This is a genomic window from Arthrobacter sp. 05T423 (assembly GCF_056396245.1).
Genome location: NZ_JBFTLC010000044.1, coordinates 14,276 through 33,394 on the forward strand (window position 1 = coordinate 14,276; position 19,119 = coordinate 33,394).

The window sequence follows — 19,119 nt, forward strand, 5'->3', positions numbered from 1 at the left end:
GCGCACAGCGCCGCCACCCTCCTGCTGGTCGGCAGCCTAATCCTCACCGGGTGCGGAACCCAAGCCCCGTCGTCGACCCCCGCCGCAACCGACAAGCCGGCAGCAATACAGCCCAGTCCAGCCCCGAAGACTTCTACCCCATCCCCCGCACCGTCCAAAAACACGACGGCGGCGGCCGGCCGGACGCGACAGTGCCCTCTTCTGCCCGGCCGGCCCGCGCTCCCGTGTCGATGTCCGTTCCCGCCATCGGCCTGCAGTCACCCCTGATGAGCCTGCAGCTGCGGGCAAACGGCTCACTCGAGGTGCCGCCAACTGTTCCCGGTGCCCCCGCCGGCTGGTACTCCGGTTCGCCGTCCCCCGGCGAAGTCGGGCCCGCCGTCTTCCTGGGCCACGTCAACGCCACCGACGGCGGCCCCGGCGTCTTCGCCAACCTCCGCGGCCTGACGCCGGGAACGGAGATCTTCAACGACAACTACGTCGTCTACGCCAAACTCAAAACCACGACGCGCCGCTGACACACCCGCGGCAGGCAACCAGCGAAGCAACACAAGCTGCTGCCGCCAAGCGGACACCAGGTGGAGCATGCTCCTGTCGGGTCTGCTGAGCGGCTTCCCTCCCCGCCGCAGGTTGAACAATTCGGCCTTCGGCCGCCGGCCGACTGCCGGCGCCGGGCCAACCGTGACGATGGCTTCCGCAACCAGCGATGGTCGCGGAATGCCGTCCAGCATTCAGCGCGCCCGGCCCAGCCAGCCCAGGCAATGATGCGTTCGGCAGCTTAGGGCGGTATGCGGAATCGTCCGGCGGCGCGGGAATTAGCACGACTGAAAGACGCTTAAATGCTGTCGTGGCACGATTTGTCCCGCAGCCGGTAAACCGCCGGGCTGCCCCCTAAACGGGCGGTGTTGGTCCGGAAACTGGGTACGGGTCCGGCGCTTCACGGCTTTTCCCAAGGCTCCGGGCTGTCAATGCACCGTACTGGCTACGTCTTCACGGTAGCCCTCCGCTGCTAAGCCCTGGCTGAGAACCCGGGTCACGCTCATCGTCGCCTCGCTGCCTTGTTTCGACCGATATTGGGCTGTGTGAAAACCGCGTCAGATGGCGCCTGGGCGAGACCCACTCCGGCGCCGTCAAGGCTGCGATCCGGGGTTAGTATTTCCCTGAGCCGTCGAAGGAGCCGCCGATGCAGCCGCTGCTGAATCTCAACATTCTGCAGAAACCGCTGCTCTACACGTTTGACGCAGTAAGCATGCTGGCCCTGCTGTACCTCATCGCCGGCCCGGTCCGGCTGGCCCCTTCCGCACCGCTATCACCACCAGTTGGACGCCCGGCGTCGGGGCGGTACGGCCCGCTGCTTATCCGGGTGGCTTTGCTGGCCGGCGGAGCGTTGGTCGGCGCGATCACCTTGTACGTCTGCGAGGCTTGGTACAACATTTTCGGGGTCCGCTGGACCCGGACACCCATGCCTGGGTCATTTCCACCTTCGCAGCCGTCGGGTTGGCGTTGGCGAATCTGCCGCGCACACGGTGGCGGCGTAAAGTCGCTGCTCTTGCCTCCGCGCTGATTTTCGTTGCGGCCGCGACTCTGGGAATCAACGCGGCATACGGTCTAAAACCAACCCTCGGAACCCTACTGGGCCTTGGCATGGGACAGCACATGGCACTGCCACCTGTTGGATGCCAAACGGACGACCGGCGGCCCGTTGCGGAAGACCTGGAAGCCGCCGGCGAACATGCCCGCAGTGAGCCGGAACGGACCGGTGATCATCCCCGCCACCGTCTCCGGTTTCCGCGCCCGGGACGCCCACCTCTACCTTCCGCCGGCGGTGCTGGTCCCGAATCCGCCGGAGTTGCCAGTCCTCGTCATGATGATGGGCCTGCCCGGCGGCCCCGACCAGGACAGGTCCGCGGTCAGGGAGCTGAACAGCCTGGCGCAGCCCACCATGGGCTTGCCCCGATTCTGCTCACCGTTGACCAGCTCGGCAGTCCCTTCCGGAATCCTGTGTGCGTCGATTCAGACAGCGGCCACGTCGACACCTATGTGACAACCGACGTCGTGAACGTCATCCGCAGGAACCTCAACGTTGACCCAAGACGAATGCAGTGGGCGATCGGCGGTTACTCCAATGGTGGGGAATGCGCGCTGTCATTCGGTGCCAAGCGGCCTGATCTCTTCGGGTCAATCCTCGATATATCCGGTGAACTGGAACCCCTCAGTGGCACTGAGGCGAACACCATCGGCACCATCTTCAAGGGCAACAGAGAGGCATTCGCCGCGGAGGAACCGGCCAACATCCTCAAAAGACACCGGTACTCCAACGAGCTGGCCATCTTCACCAGCGGCTCCGCCGATCTTGTATACACCCCGCAGGCCGCAACAGCGGCCGCAGATGCCGCCGCAGCCGGCATGACTACCCGCCGCTTCGTCGGTCCGGGCATCGGCCACCGGGCCGACGCCCTGGGCGACCGGCTGAGCGTGCCGCCGATCTCATCGACCTGGTGCGACCTCCCGCCTGGTCTTTGTCACCAGGGTCCCTGGGCCGTGGGGGCACCAGTCGTGTGGCAAATGATCAGCGCACCGCCTTGCGGTGACCGGCGTCCAACCGCTGGGTCCACCCCCGCGAATCTAGGTGCTCCAGTAGTGGAACCGCAATCCGGCGCGTTGTTCCGAGAGCCTGGCGCGCCTGGCTGGTGGTGAAGGGCTGCTCCAAGCCGGCGAGGGTCCGCATCGCAAGGGCCGGCGCCGTTGGCAGCAGCACCACGCCGTCACGCAGCCGCAGCAGGCGACCCGTGCGTTCGGCGGCAGCCAGCTCGCGCGTGCCTAGGCCCAGTGCGGCCAGTTCCTCGGATTCCGGGGCCTGAAACGCATGGGCGGTGAGCCTGCGCTCCAGCTCGGCGATTGCCGGTTCGATCGGGCCAAGGTTGCCCCGGCTGCCGGGCAGCCTGACGTGGCCTGCGTCCTGTTCCAGGGCAGCCCCGCGGATGACATGGGAAAGCAACCTCTCGTCGGGCAGGCGAAGCAGGTCGCGGGCTGCGCCCATGGAAAGGCCTGGCGCCAAGGGATCGCGTTCCTGCAGCGCCTGGACTGCGCTGCGAAGCTGGTGCTGCCAGGCCTCAAGGACAGGAGCGTGCACCCACCAGTCATCAAGTTCCTGTACGCCGGGCGGCGCCTTGGGGCGGTCCCCGGACAGAAGCCCCAGCCGGCGCAGATGCTCCAGCTGCACGGCTTTGCGGGCTGCCACCTCCCCCAGCACATCGCCCGCCGGGGCCATGCCTGCAAGCCGCTCGGCCCAGTGGGTGCCGTCGCCGCGCCGCCGCAAGGCCGGCGGATCGGCGTCCAGGATGCGTGCCCCGCCCAGCACGGAGCGGCTCCCGGGGTCGCGGAGCACCAGCCGGTCTCCCAGGACGAGAGGCAGGTGCCTGTCGAGGACGAGCCGGGCGTGGTCCGCGCCGAAAGGACGCAGCCGGGCTGGCACGGACGCGGTGCCGACATGGACCGTGAGCTGCTCCGGCACATCCGTATAGGCCACACCCGTCGTCCGCTGGATGCCCAGGACGCAGGTGGTGGGCCAGGTATCGGGGGTAAGCAGTGAGTCCCCGCGCCGGATGTCCGTGGCGGAAACGTCACGCAGGTTCAAGGCCACACGGCTGACCGGCGCCACCGAGGTGTACGAGGTGTCGCGGCTTTGCAGGCCACGGACGACGACGGACCGGGAACCAGAGTGGCCAAGCAGGGTAAGCTGGTCCCCCTTGCCGATCGTTCCTGCTGCCAGCGTTCCGGTCACCACCGTGCCGGAACCGGTGATCGTGAACGAGCGGTCCACCCACAACCGGACCCGCCCATCGGTGGCGGGCTGCGGCACGCTGGCCAGAACGCCGTCGAGCGCTGAACGCAGGTCAGCCAGGCCGGTACCGTCGATGGCGGACACGGCTACTGCCGGGGCGTCCCCCAGGCCAGTCCCGGCCAACTCCACGCGGGTCCTCGCCAGCACGTCCGCCATCCGCTGGCTGGACGCCCGGTCCGCACGGCTGAGGACCACCACGCCGTGTTCGATGCCCAGCGCCGCCACGGCGTCCCGGTGGTCGCTCGACTGCGCCTGCCAGCCTTCGTCGGCGGCGACGACGAAACAGACCACCGGAGCCGGCCCGATTCCGGCAAGCATGTTGCCAAGGAAACGCTCGTGCCCGGGGACGTCCACGAATGCAACGTCCTGTCCGGACGGCAACGTGGTCCAGGCGTAACCCAGGTCGATGGTCAGCCCGCGGCGCCGTTCTTCTTCCCATCGGTCCGGCTCCATGCCGGTAAGGGCGCGGACAAGGGTGCTCTTGCCGGAGTCCACATGTCCGGCCGTGGCAACGACGTGCACTGCTCAGCCCGCCCTGCCTGCATCCGCCTCAAGGGTCGCCAGCGCCCGCCGTACGGCCTCAAGAATCCGGTCGTCGTCCCCTGCGGGCACGCACCGCAAATCGATCAGGCAGGAACTGTCGTGGACGCGCGGAAGCACGGCGGGATCACCGGTGCGCAGGAGCCGCGCCAGTCCTTCAGGAAGCCGGAGCGCCCACCCAGGCAGGGCAAAGCCGGGGGCGCCCCCGCCGCCTACCCTGCCGTCATGCGGCACCACGGGTACTCCGAGTTCCTGGGCCAGCCGTTCCGTGCGGCGCCGCAATTGCCCGACATCGGCGTGCAGGGCCTGCACGACGGGCGGCATTCCGCCCGCGACAGTTGCCTCCAGAGCGGCGAGGGCAAGTTTGTCGGCCCGGACGGCCCGGGCAAGCGGGTGGCGTGCCAACCGGGTGATGACCTCCTTGCGGCCCAGCAGAAGACCTGCCTGGGGTCCGCCCAGCAGTTTGTCGCCGCTGGCGATAACGACGTCGGCCCCGCCCGCCAAGGCGGAGGCAACATCAGGTTCATCAGGGAGGTGCGGGTCGGGTGCCAGCAGTCCACTGCCAAGGTCGGCCACGAGCGGTACCCCGTTTGCCTGTGTCAGCGGGCCCAGTTCGTGCAGCGGAACAGCGGACGTGAAACCGTCCACCCGGAAGTTGCTGGGATGTACCTTCAGGACGCAGCCCGTATCGGGGCTGAGGGCTGCGGCGTAGTCGTGCAGGTGGGTCCGGTTGGTGGTGCCCACCTCGCGAAGCCTTGCACCTGTCGATTCCATAATGTCGGTGAGCCTGAAGCCGGCACCGATCTCAACGAGTTCGCCGCGGCTCACCACCACCTCCCGGCCGGCGGCTAGGGCTGTCGTGGCCAGTACCAGCGCCGCTGCTCCGTTGTTGACCACCAGTGCATCCTCAGCGGCGGGACAGGCAGCGAGCAGTGCCGCACGGGCTCCGGCGCCCCGTCGGGAGCGGTTTCCGTCAGCCAGGTCGAGTTCCACATTGACATAGCCGCTGGCTGCGACAACAGCTTCGACGGCAGCCGCGGAAAGAGGGGCCCGCCCGAGGTTGGTGTGGACGATGACCCCGGTTGCGTTGAGCACCGGACGCAGGGCTGTTGCCTTGCGGTTGGTGATGGCAGCCAGCAGGACCGGCTCCACCTGGCCGGGAGGGAGGTCGCCCCGCCGGGCCTGCTCCTGGATGTCCCGGACCAGCTCGCGGATCACACGCTCATTCAGCCGTGTCCGGGCTTCGCGGACGGGCGGCAGTGCCAGCAGGTCGTTCGTGCGGGGAATCTGGCGCCGGGGATCGATGTGGTCCACAGCCCTCCTCAGATCGCGGCATCCACTGCCGAACATTGGCGGTGGCGGACGGGAATCGAACCCGCCAGGCCGAGATGCTCAGCCTCACCGGTTTTGAAGACCGGGGGGCCCACCAGGACCCGGACGCCACCGCGCATCAATATAGCAGGTCGCTTGCCGGGGGTACGCTAGGCGGGTGAATGAGGCCAAGACGTCAGTCCAGCAACTTGATGGGGGCGCCGTCGGCGCGCCCCGGCTCACCGACTATGCCCACGGAGGAGGCTGTGCCTGCAAAATTCCACCGGGCGAACTCGAAGATGCTGTCCGTGGCCTCATCGGCCAGCCCGGTGCAGAGGTGCTGGTTGGCCTGGACAGTGGCGACGACGCGGCAGCCGTCCTGGTGCGCGACGACCTTGCGGTTCTTACCACCGCCGATTTCTTCACTCCCGTTGTCAACGATGCCTTTGACTGGGGTCGGATCGCTGCCGCCAATGCGCTCTCGGACATTTACGCAATGGGGGGCAGGCCGGTCACGGCCATCAACCTGGTCGGCTGGCCTCGCGGCGTCCTGCCGATGGAGCTGATGACGCAGGTCCTCCGCGGCGGACTGAGTGTGGCGTCGGAGGCCGGTTGCCCGGTGCTCGGCGGGCACTCCATCGACGATCCGGAGCCCAAGTACGGCATGGCCGTCACCGGCGTCGCGCACCCCGACCGGTTGCTGCGCAACGACGCCGCCCAGCCGGGGTTGCCCATCACGCTTACCAAGCCGATTGGCGTCGGCCTTTTGAACAACCGGCATAAAAGGACTGGTGAGGTGTTCGCCGAGGCGATAGAGACGATGGCGAGCCTCAATCGGGACGCGTCCGAAGCGGCGGTGGCCGTCGGGGTCCGGGCAGCGACTGACGTCACGGGTTTTGGCCTGCTTGGCCATCTTTACAAGATGGTCCGGGCATCGGAAGTGGGCGCAGCGATCGATCTGAAGGCTGTACCGCTGATTGACGGAGCCCGCGAGGCTCTCCGTGACGGCTTTGTCTCCGGCGGGACTCGACGCAACCTCGACTGGGTGCGTCCGCACCTCGATACCTCCCCGGGCATCACCGAAGATGACCTGCTGCTGCTGGCCGATGCCCAGACCTCCGGCGGGCTGCTGGTGGTCGGCGAGCTGCCCGGGCACCCCGTAATAGGACACACTACTGCCGGCCGCGGCATTGCGATCCGCTGACGCCTGACAGGTCAGTCAGCTGCCGGTGGTGATCGCGTCGCCGGTCACGCCGGCTGCGCGGCGTGCCGCGAGCCGGTTCTTCTGCGGCTCGATGGTGTACCGAGGGTCCCTGGCGGAGGCCAGTCCCGCCTCGAACATGCCGAACCGGGTCAGTGCCGAAGCAGCCAGCAAAGCCACCCCTGAAGCCGCAGCTGCGATGCGGTTGCGACCGACCAGGAGTGTGCCCAAACCGCCGGCCACTGCCAGCCGCTCGCTCCATTTCAGCATGGTGCCTGCCTTACCCTGATGCAGGGGCTCGGCTGCCACCGGGTCCATTCGGCGCTCCATGACCTTCATGGCAAGCACGTCGCCCACGACGCCGAGAACGGCCAGGTTCCGTGCAGGACCGGTCTCGCGCACCGGTGTGGTGACCATGGCGAGCCCGGCAGATGCGAGGCACGCGGAACTCACAAAGACAAAAGGCAGTTCCTCGTGCGCGGCGTTCCATGTGGGTGTGGCGGTGTCGCCAAGCAGCACGGCGGTGTATGCCGCCAGTGGTCCGGCAAATAGCGCAGCCTCAACGCCGGCCGGTCCTTCGACTGCCTGCAGCACCGTGCGCAGCGGTCCCAGCGGCAGCCGGTTTCCGCTCATCCGATCGATTTCCGCCACTGCCGCGACGCCCGCGCCCGCGCTGAAGGCGCTCAGGATCCAGGAGCCCACACTCATCGGGGAGGTCACCTTGAAGGTCCGTAGCATATTCAGGAAACGCTCCGGCCTGCCCAGGTCCTTCACCAGAGCGACGGCGCCGGCGCTCACGGCGGTCAAGGCACCCAGCCGCGCATTCCGGCGAAGTGTCGGCCGTCCGGTCAGTTGCCCGCCGAGGCCAAGCAGCGCGGAACCTGCTGCCACGCCGCCCAGGAACAGGTAGATGGCCACGTCATCGCCCCAGGGTGCGGGCTTCACGACGGGACGGCCGTAGTAAGAGGTGAATTCCGGCTCCGGGACCATGGGTATTTCGCGGGAACCGTCGCCGTTGTCCCTGCGGCGGCGCATGCTACGTTTGCCGTCCTGCCGGCGACGCCGGGCAGGCTCCGCCGGCCGGAAGCTGTCGAAGTCCGAAAGGGTCACGCCCGTCCTCCCAGGAAAGCCAATGCTGCAGCCGCGGCCATGCCCGCCACTGCCATGCCCGCCCGCCGGTACATCTGCGGCAGGTCGGCCGTGGGGACGCGGGGGTCCGGCGGGAGCCCGTACACCTCGGGCTCATCAAGCAGCAGGAAGACCGATCCGGTTCCGCCGACGCCGTCGTTCTCGTTCGCGCCGTAAAGCCTCGCCTCGGTCAGGCCCTGCGCATGCAGGGTGGCGACGCGCTCCCGGGCCGTGTCCACCATCTCGTCGTGGTCGCCGAACTTGATGGACGTCGTCGGGCATGCCTTGGCGCACGCCGGCGTCTCGTCGGCCACCAGCCGGTCATAGCACAGCGTGCACTTCTGGGCGATGCCCTCGTTCGGCACGGTGGGATGCTTGGCGTGCTGTTCCTCCCTGCTGGTGGCGACCTTGACAGTGCCGTTACTGCGGCGTTCGATCACGCCGAAGGGGCACCCGGCCACGCAGGTTCCGCAGCCGTTGCAGACATCGTCCTGGACCACAACGGTGCCAAATTCGGTGCGGAAAAGCGCCCCTGTGGGGCAGACGTCCAGGCATCCGGCGTGGGTGCAGTGCTTGCAGACATCCGAGGACATCAGCCACCGGAAGTCCGCCGTGTCCGGGGGCGTCGTTTCCGCCCCTGCCAGGTCCGTCGCCGCGGACCCACCCTGTGCGGGAGGACCAACGCGGGGCATGCCCAAATTGATCAGGGCCCGACCCGATTCCCGAGCCTCGGCAATGCGTTCCTGGCCTTGCTCAATGAACGCCACATGCCGCCAGGTGCTGGCGCCCAGCGATCCGGTGTTGTCGTAGGAAGACCCCAGCAACTCGAGGTTTCCGTCCTGCGGGTTGTGGTTCCATTCCTTGCAGGCGACTTCGCAGGCCTTGCAGCCGATGCAGATCGATGTGTCGGTGAAGAATCCCTTGCGCGGATGGTTGTGGTCCCAGTGGGCATCGGCGGTGGGGTCGGTCGGTCCGGACAGCTGGCCCATCTAGTCCTCCAACGGGGGGTTGTTGCCCGGAACCCCGACCGGAGGCAGGGGTTGTCCGGACGGGGCATGGTGTACTTCGGCCATTGCAGGGGCGGTCACGTTCATCAGCGCAGCCCGCCGTCTGCCCGGCCGTCGTCATCCGGAGCGGGTTTGATGCCTTCCGCCGCCGGATCGGTAACGGCACGGTTTCCGGTCTCGATGGTCACTCCGGCCCGTTCCTGGTACTCGGCGACCAAGGCAAGCAGCTCCTCCCCGCGGGGCCGGCGGCCCGGCCGGATATCGCAGGAAGCCACCTTGGATTCCTGGATCTGGACGTTCGGGTCCAGGGTCACCCCCAACAGGTCGTTGGCGGCGTCACCGCTGACCACGGCATTGCTGCCGACGCCCCAGTGGTAGGGCAGTCCGATTTGGTGCACGGTGTGACCGCCAACCGCCAGGGGCCTCATCCGGTCTGTGACAAGCACCTTGGCCTCGATGGCGGAGCGGGGCGAAACAATCGTGGCCCACCCATAGGGCTCCAAGCCTCGCTCGGCGGCCAGTTCAGGCGAGACCTCGCAGAACATCTCCGGCTGCAGCTCCGACAGGTAAGGAAGCCAGCGGCTCATCCCGCCCGCCGTATGGTGTTCGGTGAGCCGATACGTGGTGAAGACGTAAGGGTAGACGCCTGCCCCACTGGTTCCAGCGCTTGGCGCGCTGAGGTTGTCCGTGCGGGGGAACACCAGCCGCGCAGGACTCTGCTGCTGCGGGTAAAGTGCGTTCGCCACCGGGGATTCCTGGGCTTCGTAATGGGTGGGAAGGGGGCCGTCCATGAGGCCCTTCGGCGCGAACAACCAGCCCTTGCCGTCGGCCTGCATGATGAAGGGATCATCTCCGCTGAGTGCGGCTGGACCACCGACAGAGGGATCGGGCTTGCTGCCCGGTGCCCGGTCAACCGGGAAGTCCGGCACGTCGTCTCCAACCCACTTACCCTGTTCCTCGTCCCACCAGATGTATTTCTTCCGCTCGCTCCACGGCTTGCCGGCCGGATCGGCCGACGCGCGGTTGTAGAGGATCCGGCGGTTGGCTGGCCATGCCCAGCCCCACTCCGGAGCCGCAGGCCCCTGTTCCTGGCCCGGCTTACGGTTGGCCGCATGGTTGAACCCGTCAGCGTACACGCCGGTGTAGATCCAACAGCCGGCCGCCGTGGACCCGTCGGCTCGGAGTTCGGTGTATGCCGAGAGTGGCTTGCCGGCATCCGGGCCGTCCAGGTGGCGCCCGTTGATTTCCGCAAGTACGGCCTCGGCATCAGGATCGCCATGCCCATCCGTGGGATAGTCCCAAGTGAGGTCGAGCAGCGGACGGTCCCGCTCGTCTTCCGACCCGGCCAGCTTCTCGCGGATCCGCTGGCCCAGCTCGAAGAAGAACTGCAGCTCGCTTTGGCACTCCCCCGGCGGTGCCACCGCCTGGTGCCGCCACTGCAGCAGCCGCTGGGTCTGCGTGAAAGAGCCGGCTTTCTCGACGTGGGTTGCGGCAGGCATGAAGAACACCTCGGTTTCAATGTCCTCCGTGCGCAGTTCCCCGGATTCGATTTCCGGCCCGTCTTTCCACCACGTCGCGGACTCGATGAGGTTCAGGTCACGCACCACAAGCCACTTCAGATGGGACATGGCGAGGCGCTGCATCCGGCCGTGGGCGGAACCCACCGCCGGATTTTGTCCGAGGAGAAAGTAACCCTCCACTTCATCCTCGAGCATGCCCATCACGGTCTCGTATGTACCGTGGGCTCCGGTCAGCCTCGGAAGGTAGTCGTAAGCCCAGTCGTTGTCGGCAGTTGCGGCGTCACCCCACCAGGCTTTCAGGAGGCTGATGGTGTAGGCGTCGGCCTCGGCCCAAAACCCCTTCTGCTGTTTCGAACCAATGACTGACAGGTAGTCCTCGAGGCTGTCATGGCGTCCGGCGCTGGGCATCGGCAGGTACCCGGGCAGAAGGTTGAAGAGGGTGGGGATGTCCGTGGAGCCCTGGATGCTGGCATGGCCACGCAGGGCCATGATTCCGCCGCCCGGGCGTCCGACGTTTCCGAGCAGAAGCTGCAGGATAGCGGCGGCCCGGATGAACTGCGCTCCAAGGGAGTGCTGGGTCCAACCGACGGCGTAGGCGAAACAGGTGGTCCGGTCCCGTCCGGAGTTTTCCGTGATGGCGCGGGCAAGATACTCGAAGTCCGCGGCGTCTATACCGCACATGTCCTGGACCATCTCCGCCGTGTAACGGGCGTAGTGCCGCTTCACGATCTGGAAGACAGTCCGCGGGTCCTGGAGGGTGTCGTCGCGCTGCACTTCCGCGTGCTCCAGCGGTGGGCCCCCGCTTCCAAAAGCGTGGCCGGCGGCCCGGGCCGTGGCATCGGCGCCGTGTTCCGAACCGGGCCCCGGCTCATCAATGGCACCCTCCCCTTTTTCCGCATAGGCCCACGACGACGTGTCGTAAGCGCGCTTCTCCGGATCAAAGCCGGAGAACAGGCCGCCCAGGTCCTCGGCGTCGCGGTAATCCTCGTGGACCAGCGTGGCGGCGTTGGTGTACGCAGTGACGTACTCCTTGAACCACAGGTCATTGGTGAGGACGTAGTTGATGAGCGCGCCGAGGAGCACCACGTCAGAGCCGGCCCGAATGGGAATGTGCTTATCCGACACCGCCGAGGTCCGCGTGAACCTGGGGTCCACGTGGATGACCTTCGCTCCGCGGGCTTTAGCCTCCGCCACCCACTGGTATCCGACGGGATGGCACTCGGCCATGTTGGACCCCTGAATGACGATGCAGTCGGCGTTGGCCATGTCCTGCAGTGATTGCGTTGCACCACCGCGTCCAAACGAGGCTCCCAAACTGGGAACCGTGGCGGAGTGTCATATGCGGGCCTGGTTCTCGGTCTGCACCGCCCCTGCAGCCGTGAAGAGCTTCTTGATCAGGTAATTTTCTTCGTTGTCCAAGGTTGCGCCGCCCAGCGAGGCGATGCCCATGGTGCGGCGGAGCAGCCGGCCGTGGTCATCCTCCTGCTGCCACGTCCTGCGGCGGGTTTCGATGAACCGGTCCGCCACCATCTCGACGGCCGTAGCCAAATCCAGGTGTTCCCACTCCTTGGAGCGCGGCGCACGGTAAAGCACTCTGGTCTGCCGGCCAGGCGAATTGACCAGCTGCTCGCTGGCAGAGCCCTTGGGGCACAGGCGGCCGCGCGAGATAGGCGAGTCTGGATCGCCTTCGATCTGGACGACCTTTTCATCCTTGACGTAGACACGCTGCCCACAGCCAACAGCGCAGTAGGGGCAGACGCTCTGGACCACGCGGTCAGCAGTAGCTGTGCGCGGGGCAATGGCCTTGGTCTTCGCCGAAGTGACAGCGGGCCCACGGCCCAGCAGATCCCCCGTGCTCAGTTGACGGATGACCGGCCATTGAAGAAAACTTCGCGGTGCCATTTCAGGAGCATATCCCGTCCCGGCCTGGAGCAACAGGACAAGACTGGCGTGTCCTCCCCGTCATGCGGCTCAAAGCTGCCGCCAAAGGGCCTGGGCCTTGGCCCGTCACGTATTCGAGGTCGATTGCGGGATGCTCTGCTGGCTCTCCTCCCATCCGAACAGAGCTGTTCGGATAGGAGGATGGTGATGAAGCTGCGCGCCGCCCTCGCACGGTGCCTGCTGGAGCGCAGCGACAAACCCGCGTCCGAGATCTGCTACGAGGTAGGCTTCTCCAACCTGTCCAGCTTCAGCCGGTGTTTCCTCAACGACACCGGCGAGACACCCCGGAACTACCGCTTCCGTATCCAGCAGTAACGTGGCGTGCTCGCGAGCAGAAATTTACTGTTGCCCAGCTGCGGCACACCTCAACCTGACGAGCTGCAGGGCTGTCCGGGCAGTGTTCGTTTCCTTCTTTGCTGACGGCTTCCGGCTCCGGAAACTCTTGGATCTCAACGCGACGGGCACCCGGTCCACCGCAACCGAGATGTCGAAACAGCCTGGGAGCGGTCACGCTGGAGGACGGGCTTGCAGACAAGTGCGGGCAAGGTGCCTCACCGCCCCGTAAGCCTTTTGTGGTCGGTTGTGCAGTCGCAACCGTCCGCCGTCATCTTTCCCGGCGGTGAATCCATGGCAGCGATGCAGGCCCGGCCGGTGGCAGCGATTCGATGCCCCGGTACAGCCTTCGAAGCCGAGTACGGGCCAGGGGCCGTGTGGGTGGCGGTGAGTCACGGTGACATCATCAAGTCAATCCTCGCCGACGCGCTCGGCATGCACCTTGACCTGTTCCAGCGTATTAACGTAGGCCCTGCCTCCGTATCGATCGTGCACTACGGCGCAAGCCGGCCGAGCGTCTATGCGACCAACACCGACGCGGGCGATCTGTCGTGGGCTCTCGAACGGCATCCACTCTGGCGATGCACCCGGTGGGCGGCGGTGCAGGGCAAATGGCACCATGAACCTCACGTGCCTAAAATACTGACATGCCTACACGTGTTCACGAGTTTGCCTGGCCTGACCGGGTCGTCGTTGGCACCATTGGCCTTCCGGGGGCGCGCACGTTCTACCTGCAGGTGCGCGCAGGGAAGCAGATCGTGAGTATTGCCCTGGAGAAGCAGCAGTCGGCTCTGCTCGCCGAGAAGATCGACGAAATTCTCGACCAGCTCATCACCATCGAGAACAACCCCTTCAGCGTTCCCACGAGTACTCCCATTGAACTTGTCGACAATGACCAGCTCGAGGCCGTTCAGGAGCAGTTTCGGACAGGCGCCATGAGCTTAGGTTGGGACCCAACGACGGCGCAGGTCGTAATAGAGGCCTACCCCATCACCGATGTCGATGCTGATGTCCACGACGAATCCGTTGATGAGGACGGCGCTAACGAGACCGAAATGCTGCTGGTGCGGATGCCGGTCGGCACTGCCCGCGCATTCGCCAAGCGCACCCGTGAGGTCGTGGGCGCCGGGCGTCCGATCTGCTCGCTCTGCGGCTACCCCATAGACGCCGACGGGCACATCTGCACCCTTCCCGAGGCCGGAGACCAGCCCCGGACCTTATGACCGCCGAGCTGACGCCCACCCGCCGCATCACCACGACATCAATCGCTACATCCCTGCGCACCATCGGCAACGTGATGGTCGTCTATAGGCCGAGAGCAGGCGAAAGTCCGCTGCGGGATTTTCCCCACGGCACCCTGGCTCACCCGGGTTGTGGCCGCCTACCTCGTCTCGCAGGTCTTCGGCTGGGACGTCATGCCCCACGCCTGGCTTCGGGATGGTCCGATGGGCGAAGGAATGGTGCAGCGCTGGCAGGCTGTGGGGGTGGCTGGAGACGCTCTGACCACCGAGCAATACGACAGCAGCGATCGTGTCGGCGAAGGAATGCACGGTCAGTTGGGCCGAATCCTAACGGGACGTGCTAAGTGCGTAAGAACTCGCTTCGCTCGCCGCGCGCTGCGCCCGGTGTGCTTAGCAGGTTGAGTCCGCTGGCTATGGCAAAGTCGACTTTGCGCTCCCAGGGCTCCACTACTACTTGGCGAGTAACTGACGGAACGCCGGTCATCGGCCTTTAAAACACGGCACTAGAAGTAGCTGCGAAGCCCCAGCTCCAAAGAGAATCCGACGTCTTGGATTTCGTATTGTCGACGTCGCTAGCGCAGGCAAATTATTTAGTCGGACTGCTTGCGCAGTGCTGCCCAGGCTTGGAAACCGCCGATAAGGTCGGTCGCACGAGTCAGCCCCAGCCGTTGCAGGGTGTGCGCAGCGAGGCTGGAGCTGTAGCCCTCATTGCAGACGACCACGATCCGCCGAGCGGGGTCGTTAGCAATCGGGAGCCGGTGGGAGCTGGAAGGATCCAGCCGCCATTCGAGAACGTTTCGGTCAATGACGACCGCTCCCGGAAGATCACCGTCGCGGTCTCGCTGGGCGACCGGCCGTGTGTCAACAACAAGGGCGCCCGCTGCCATCTCCCGCTCAAGATCCGCAGGGTGCACACGCTCGAGCCCGAGGCGGCTCTGAAGCAGTAATTCGTTAATCGTAAGAGTCCCGAGGGAATCGCCAGGATCTAAAGTGCCTTGGCAGGTCGCCGCGCCGTCGTCGGAGATATGCCACTGGTTCACCGTTTTCCTCGCTTTGCCTGCTGATCGCTCCGTCGTTCCACCATAAAGCGAAATGATGAGCTATTTTCGTCGTCAATTTCAAGGGGATAGAGGGACGCTCGGCCCAAATCGCGAGATGTCGTTGCCAGTCGACATCGTTTTGACGATAGCTGCAGCCTTGCAAAAAGCCGGTGCCGGCGACTTGGTAGCCGCATAGCAGTCAGTCGGAGCCGTCAACGACGACGGGATTAGGCATCAACGATAGCTCCTGAATTTACACAGATCCCGCCAAGCGTTGTCGAGGCGCGGATCTCGGCCAACACGATCTCTTCTTGCCAATTCCCGCCGACCCAGTCGCCAAACCATAGCTGGACGGGTCTAACTTAACGGAATCATTATTATCGGCGCTAAAACTACGGGAGTAGAAGCGGCTGGGAGAACTCCCGACCCTCGACCTATTTGACGTTTTCCGAGGTCGGAAGTGGTTATCCCTTTCCTGAACTGTCCAACAGAACCGCAACGCCTCGATCACCAGCTCCCCATAGAGCGGCTGCCGCGGCGCCCTGGCCCGTACAGGTTTCAGGGCCAGCGCTGCCGCAGTGCCTTGCGGGCCTGATCGCGGTGCCACCCCGTCGTCGCACACAGCTCACCAAGAATCTGCCTCTTCCCCGCCCGGTCCGACCGGGCGTAGCAAGTGGCGATAACCTTCGTGACAGCCCTGCGTTCACTCATCGAAAGCTCCATGGCTCACAATGCCGACGCGGCAACCACCACCCCGGCGGACACGCCGCTACGCGGGCATTCTCAAATGATTCTTCGAATACCGCTACGCGGGCATCTTCTATGAGTCAATGCGAGGGCTTGTTTCCGATGGCGTCAGGGACCATAGTTCTGATAATGGAGTCCCGGCCTGAAATACCTGCCGCGTTGGAGTGCCTGAGCCAATCTTCAGTAATTGATCGAGGAGGAACGCCTAATGTCGGGTTGGAACACCGACAATGCCGCAGGCCCGGCAGGCACCGGAGCCGTCACCATCCTTGACGGCTCGTCGTTCTGCATCACGGCGCCCAACGGGGACATGGTCCCCGGGAGTCCCCACGGCGCGTTCTTTCACGACACCCGCTACATAGCCGCATGGAACCTCAGCGTCGACGGCTCCCCCCTCGAAGCACTCGCCGCGACCGCCCTGGAACCCTTCCGGGCCCTGTTTGTCTGCAGGGTGGTGCGCGGCCCGGTCGGCACCGCTGACATGCCGTTGCTCATCGAACGGGAAAGGACCATTGGTGCCGGACTCACCGAAACCATCACTGTCGAAAACCACCTGGCGGTGCCGAAGGACTGCAGGCTAACCCTGACCGTAAATGCCGATTTCGCGGATCTATTCGACGTAAAAGACGGCAGGCCTGCCAGCCCAGGAAAGCAGCATGTCCACATTGAGGGAGATAGCCTCCTCCTTGAATGTGAAGGCGCAGGCCGGCGCCACGGGCTTGCCGTCCACGCAGCAGGCGCTGTTTTCGAGGGCGGCCTGCTCACCTTTACTCCGACAATTCCCGCTCACGGGAAATGGACCGGGACGTTCACCGCCACACCCTATTTGAACGGGCAGGTGGTGATATCGGCAGCGGCATATGGCGCCACGGGAGTTTCTTCCGAGGCCCGGCAGCGCCTCCTTTCCTGGCGGATGTCCATGCCCATCCCGAATCTGGGCAACGCAGCTGCCCAGGAGACGATCCTGCGCAGCCAGGAGGATCTCGGTTCACTCCGGATCTTTGATCCGGATCATCCCGACCGCGTCGTTGCCGCCGCCGGCGCCCCATGGTTCATGGCCCTCTTCGGCCGTGACAGCCTGCTCTCATCCCTCATGTCTCTTCTGCTGGACCCCTCCCTGGCACTTGGCACCCTTCAGACGCTGGCCGACCATCAGGGCAAGGAAGTGAATCCCGACACGGAAGAGGAGCCCGGCCGGATCCTCCATGAAGTGCGTCTGGGCACGAGTGCCGAGTCCGTCCTGGGTGGCCGGAGCGTCTACTACGGAACCGCCGATGCCACCCCATTGTTCGTCGCCATCCTCAGCGAGCTGGGCCGTTGGGGGTTGGAAGCGGACGCAGTCCACGCCCTGCTGCCAGCCGCAGACCGGGCGTTGGCCTGGATCGAGAACTATGGCGACCGCGACGGTGACGGATTCGTCGAATACCAGCGGCGCACCGAACACGGGCTGATAAACCAGGGCTGGAAAGATTCGTGGGACGGCATCAATTTCGCTGACGGCTCCCTCGCCCATGGGCCGATAGCGCTGTGCGAAGTCCAGGCGTACACGTACGGGGCCTATGTGGGCCGTGCCCTCATGGCGCTGCAAGACGGGGACACCGAGACCGCCGATCTCTGGACGGCCAAGGCGGTCCGCCTCAAAGAGGCCTTTAACGAACGCTTCTGGCTACCGGACCGGGGATATTTCGCCATCGCCCTGGACGGGGACAAGAATCCCGTGGATGCACTCACCTCCAACATTGGTCATTGCCTTTGGATGGGCATCGTGGACACGGACAAGGCGGCTCAGGTAGCTGAGCGCCTGATGTCCCCGGAAATGTTCACCGGCTGGGGTATCCGCACTCTAGCCAGCACCATGGGCGCCTACAACCCTCTCAGTTACCACAACGGATCCGTCTGGCCGCACGACAGCGCACTGGTAGCCCACGGGCTGATGAGATACGGATTCATCGACGAGGCCCAGAGAATCGCCTACGGACTCTTCCAAGCAGCCGCCTACTTCGGCGGCAGGCTTCCGGAGCTGTTCTCCGGACTGGACCGGGCCAGATATCCACATCCCGTGCCGTACCCCGCGGCGTGCTCACCCCAGGCATGGGCCGCAGCCGCTCCGATTCACCTGATCCGCATGCTGATGCGGTTCGACCCCGCCCTTCCCTGGAATGAGCTATGGCTGGCACCTGAACTCCCAAAAGGCTTCGGGCAATTCAGGATAGACAACGTCCCATTTGCCGGAAACAGGCTCACCATCAACATCACCCAGAACTCCATTACGGTGGATGGGCTGCCGGGCTCCGTCCAACTGCGACTCGAAGCCCGCCCCGCCCTTCGGGAACTCCTAAACCTGACCCGGCTGAAATGACCGCACGCAGTAGCTCAAACGCCAGCCGTCCCGGCAGACCCCCCGCCGGAGATGCCATCGCAGTCCGTGTTGCGCCTGGCTCGGCCCGGCCAGCGGCGGCGGTCCCATAGGGCGACGGTGCAGTAGGAGTTCTGTGCATTATTCCGTGAACTCCCCCCAAGGACCAGAGCACACCGAAGGCAGTGATGTGGTTTCGTCGTACTCCTCGTCTGGCAAGGAGCGGACAGTAATGGCGCCGCCAACGCCAAGTGGTTGTTGCAGTTTGATTTGAACCAGGTGTGACGGGGCGGATTCCAGCGACCGTTGCAACGCAGCGCTCCGGGACTGTGGGGAGCTTGCAGTCCATCGAGGGTGTTTGCGGTGTTTCCCCCTTCACGGTTTCGCGTGGCCGGGTGTTGAGCGGGTAGCCACAGCCAGATCCTGATGCGGTTTTGCGACAAGTGGCCGGGTTCCCGGGGCGAGCAGACGCGGGGCTCCCTCCAGTCGGTCCAGGATGGCCATGGTGCTGATCCGGTTGCTCCACGTTCGCTCCGGCCCGGTTCTTTAAGGATGCCAGCGTGACCATGTCAGCCTGATCTGAGCACACCTGGCAAGGACGACGCAGGAAGTATCAGGGGGCGCGGTGTCTCTTCTCTTCGCTCGAAGCGCTTGGAGCGTGGGCCTTTCTAGACGATATGTGTGAAGGGTTGTGGCCCGGGCTGGGTTCTGGTCCTTCTGATCGTCCATTGTCGGCCGGGCGGTTCCGGACCGCGGGCCTTGGRGTGTGGCTGGTTTCGGGTGGCCGCGGTCCGGGACCTTTCCCCGGCGTGAATGGCCTCTGTCAGAAGGACCAGAAAGTGGTGGGCTGGAACCTTCTCTTCAATCTCGCGTGGGTTGTTCCCAGACCTAATCCATTGGGGCAGAGCCACAT

13 protein-coding genes, 1 tRNA gene and 3 pseudogenes are annotated in these 19,119 nt (G+C 65.3%); 10 read left to right on the forward strand and 7 right to left on the reverse strand.

Going from position 1 to position 19,119, the window contains the following annotated elements:
- Positions 1-50: 50 nt before the first annotated feature.
- From AC1DFE_RS22090 to AC1DFE_RS22105, 4 genes and pseudogenes are all read left to right on the forward strand, one after another.
- The gene (locus tag AC1DFE_RS22090) at positions 51-515 is read left to right on the forward strand and encodes a sortase domain-containing protein (RefSeq protein ID WP_476907994.1); all 465 of its coding nucleotides are present in this window, start codon (positions 51-53) and stop codon (positions 513-515) included.
- A gap of 665 nt (positions 516-1,180) precedes the next feature.
- Positions 1,181-1,561 (forward strand): hypothetical protein, encoded by a 381-nt coding sequence (locus AC1DFE_RS22095; RefSeq protein ID WP_476907995.1) that lies wholly within the window; start codon positions 1,181-1,183, stop codon positions 1,559-1,561.
- A gap of 168 nt (positions 1,562-1,729) precedes the next feature.
- The gene (locus AC1DFE_RS22100; RefSeq protein ID WP_476907996.1) at positions 1,730-2,041 is read left to right on the forward strand and encodes a hypothetical protein; all 312 of its coding nucleotides are present in this window, start codon (positions 1,730-1,732) and stop codon (positions 2,039-2,041) included.
- 11 nt (positions 2,042-2,052) lie between these two features.
- Positions 2,053-2,319, forward strand: a pseudogene (locus AC1DFE_RS22105) (alpha/beta hydrolase-fold protein); the annotation flags it as partial.
- A 247-nt stretch (positions 2,320-2,566) separates the two neighbouring features.
- Here the strand turns inward: AC1DFE_RS22105 and selB are convergent.
- The 3 genes from selB to AC1DFE_RS22120 form a co-directional block, all read right to left on the reverse strand.
- Positions 2,567-4,363, reverse strand: a complete 1,797-nt coding sequence (gene selB, locus AC1DFE_RS22110) for a selenocysteine-specific translation elongation factor (protein WP_476907997.1) — start codon at positions 4,361-4,363, stop codon at positions 2,567-2,569.
- A gap of 3 nt (positions 4,364-4,366) precedes the next feature.
- Positions 4,367-5,695 (reverse strand): L-seryl-tRNA(Sec) selenium transferase, encoded by a 1,329-nt coding sequence (gene selA, locus AC1DFE_RS22115; protein WP_476907998.1) that lies wholly within the window; start codon positions 5,693-5,695, stop codon positions 4,367-4,369.
- A gap of 36 nt (positions 5,696-5,731) precedes the next feature.
- Positions 5,732-5,826 (reverse strand) — tRNA-Sec (locus AC1DFE_RS22120).
- 44 nt (positions 5,827-5,870) lie between these two features.
- Here AC1DFE_RS22120 and selD point away from each other — a divergent pair.
- On the forward strand, positions 5,871-6,896 hold the full coding sequence (selD, locus tag AC1DFE_RS22125; protein WP_476907999.1) for a selenide, water dikinase SelD: 1,026 nt from the start codon (positions 5,871-5,873) through the stop codon (positions 6,894-6,896).
- 15 nt (positions 6,897-6,911) lie between these two features.
- Here selD and nrfD read toward each other — a convergent pair whose 3' ends face one another.
- The 3 genes from nrfD to fdh form a co-directional block, all read right to left on the reverse strand.
- Positions 6,912-8,003, reverse strand: coding sequence for an NrfD/PsrC family molybdoenzyme membrane anchor subunit (nrfD, locus tag AC1DFE_RS22130; RefSeq protein ID WP_476908000.1), 1,092 nt, complete (start codon positions 8,001-8,003; stop codon positions 6,912-6,914).
- Positions 8,000-9,010, reverse strand: a complete 1,011-nt coding sequence (locus AC1DFE_RS22135; RefSeq protein WP_476908001.1) for a 4Fe-4S dicluster domain-containing protein — start codon at positions 9,008-9,010, stop codon at positions 8,000-8,002. The genes nrfD and AC1DFE_RS22135 overlap by 4 nt, the downstream gene beginning before the upstream one ends.
- Before the next feature lie 104 nt (positions 9,011-9,114).
- A complete protein-coding gene (fdh, locus tag AC1DFE_RS22140) occupies positions 9,115-12,450 on the reverse strand; it encodes a formate dehydrogenase (RefSeq protein ID WP_476908002.1) in 3,336 nt (1,111 codons plus the stop codon).
- 186 nt (positions 12,451-12,636) lie between these two features.
- On the opposite strand from fdh, the gene AC1DFE_RS22145 reads away from it, so the two are divergent.
- From AC1DFE_RS22145 to AC1DFE_RS22160, 4 genes and pseudogenes are all read left to right on the forward strand, one after another.
- A complete protein-coding gene (locus AC1DFE_RS22145; RefSeq protein ID WP_476908003.1) occupies positions 12,637-12,804 on the forward strand; it encodes a helix-turn-helix domain-containing protein in 168 nt (55 codons plus the stop codon).
- Positions 12,805-13,059: 255 nt separating this feature from the next.
- Positions 13,060-13,445 (forward strand): annotated as a pseudogene (locus AC1DFE_RS22150) (histidine phosphatase family protein); the annotation flags it as partial.
- Positions 13,446-13,469: 24 nt separating this feature from the next.
- Positions 13,470-14,045, forward strand: a complete 576-nt coding sequence (locus AC1DFE_RS22155) for a DUF3090 domain-containing protein (RefSeq protein WP_476908004.1) — start codon at positions 13,470-13,472, stop codon at positions 14,043-14,045.
- A pseudogene (locus tag AC1DFE_RS22160) lies at positions 14,042-14,297 on the forward strand (protein kinase family protein); the annotation flags it as partial. The gene AC1DFE_RS22155 and the pseudogene AC1DFE_RS22160, both read left to right, overlap by 4 nt.
- A gap of 356 nt (positions 14,298-14,653) precedes the next feature.
- Here the strand turns inward: AC1DFE_RS22160 and AC1DFE_RS22165 are convergent.
- Positions 14,654-15,103, reverse strand: coding sequence for a rhodanese-like domain-containing protein (locus tag AC1DFE_RS22165; protein WP_476908005.1), 450 nt, complete (start codon positions 15,101-15,103; stop codon positions 14,654-14,656).
- Between the two features lie 955 nt (positions 15,104-16,058).
- Here AC1DFE_RS22165 and AC1DFE_RS22170 point away from each other — a divergent pair.
- A complete protein-coding gene (locus tag AC1DFE_RS22170) occupies positions 16,059-18,209 on the forward strand; it encodes an amylo-alpha-1,6-glucosidase (RefSeq protein WP_476908006.1) in 2,151 nt (716 codons plus the stop codon).
- The last annotated feature ends 910 nt before the right edge of the window (positions 18,210-19,119 follow it).

Coding starts and splice junctions, on each gene's coding strand:
- AC1DFE_RS22095 (WP_476907995.1), top strand. CDS start 1,181: ATGCAGCCGCTGCTGAATCTCAACATTCTGCAGAAACCGCTGCTCTAC.
- AC1DFE_RS22100 (WP_476907996.1), top strand. CDS start 1,730: ATGCCCGCAGTGAGCCGGAACGGACCGGTGATCATCCCCGCCACCGTC.
- AC1DFE_RS22135 (WP_476908001.1), bottom strand. CDS start 9,010: ATGGGCCAGCTGTCCGGACCGACCGACCCCACCGCCGATGCCCACTGG.
- AC1DFE_RS22145 (WP_476908003.1), top strand. CDS start 12,637: ATGAAGCTGCGCGCCGCCCTCGCACGGTGCCTGCTGGAGCGCAGCGAC.
- AC1DFE_RS22155 (WP_476908004.1), top strand. CDS start 13,470: ATGCCTACACGTGTTCACGAGTTTGCCTGGCCTGACCGGGTCGTCGTT.
- AC1DFE_RS22170 (WP_476908006.1), top strand. CDS start 16,059: ATGTCGGGTTGGAACACCGACAATGCCGCAGGCCCGGCAGGCACCGGA.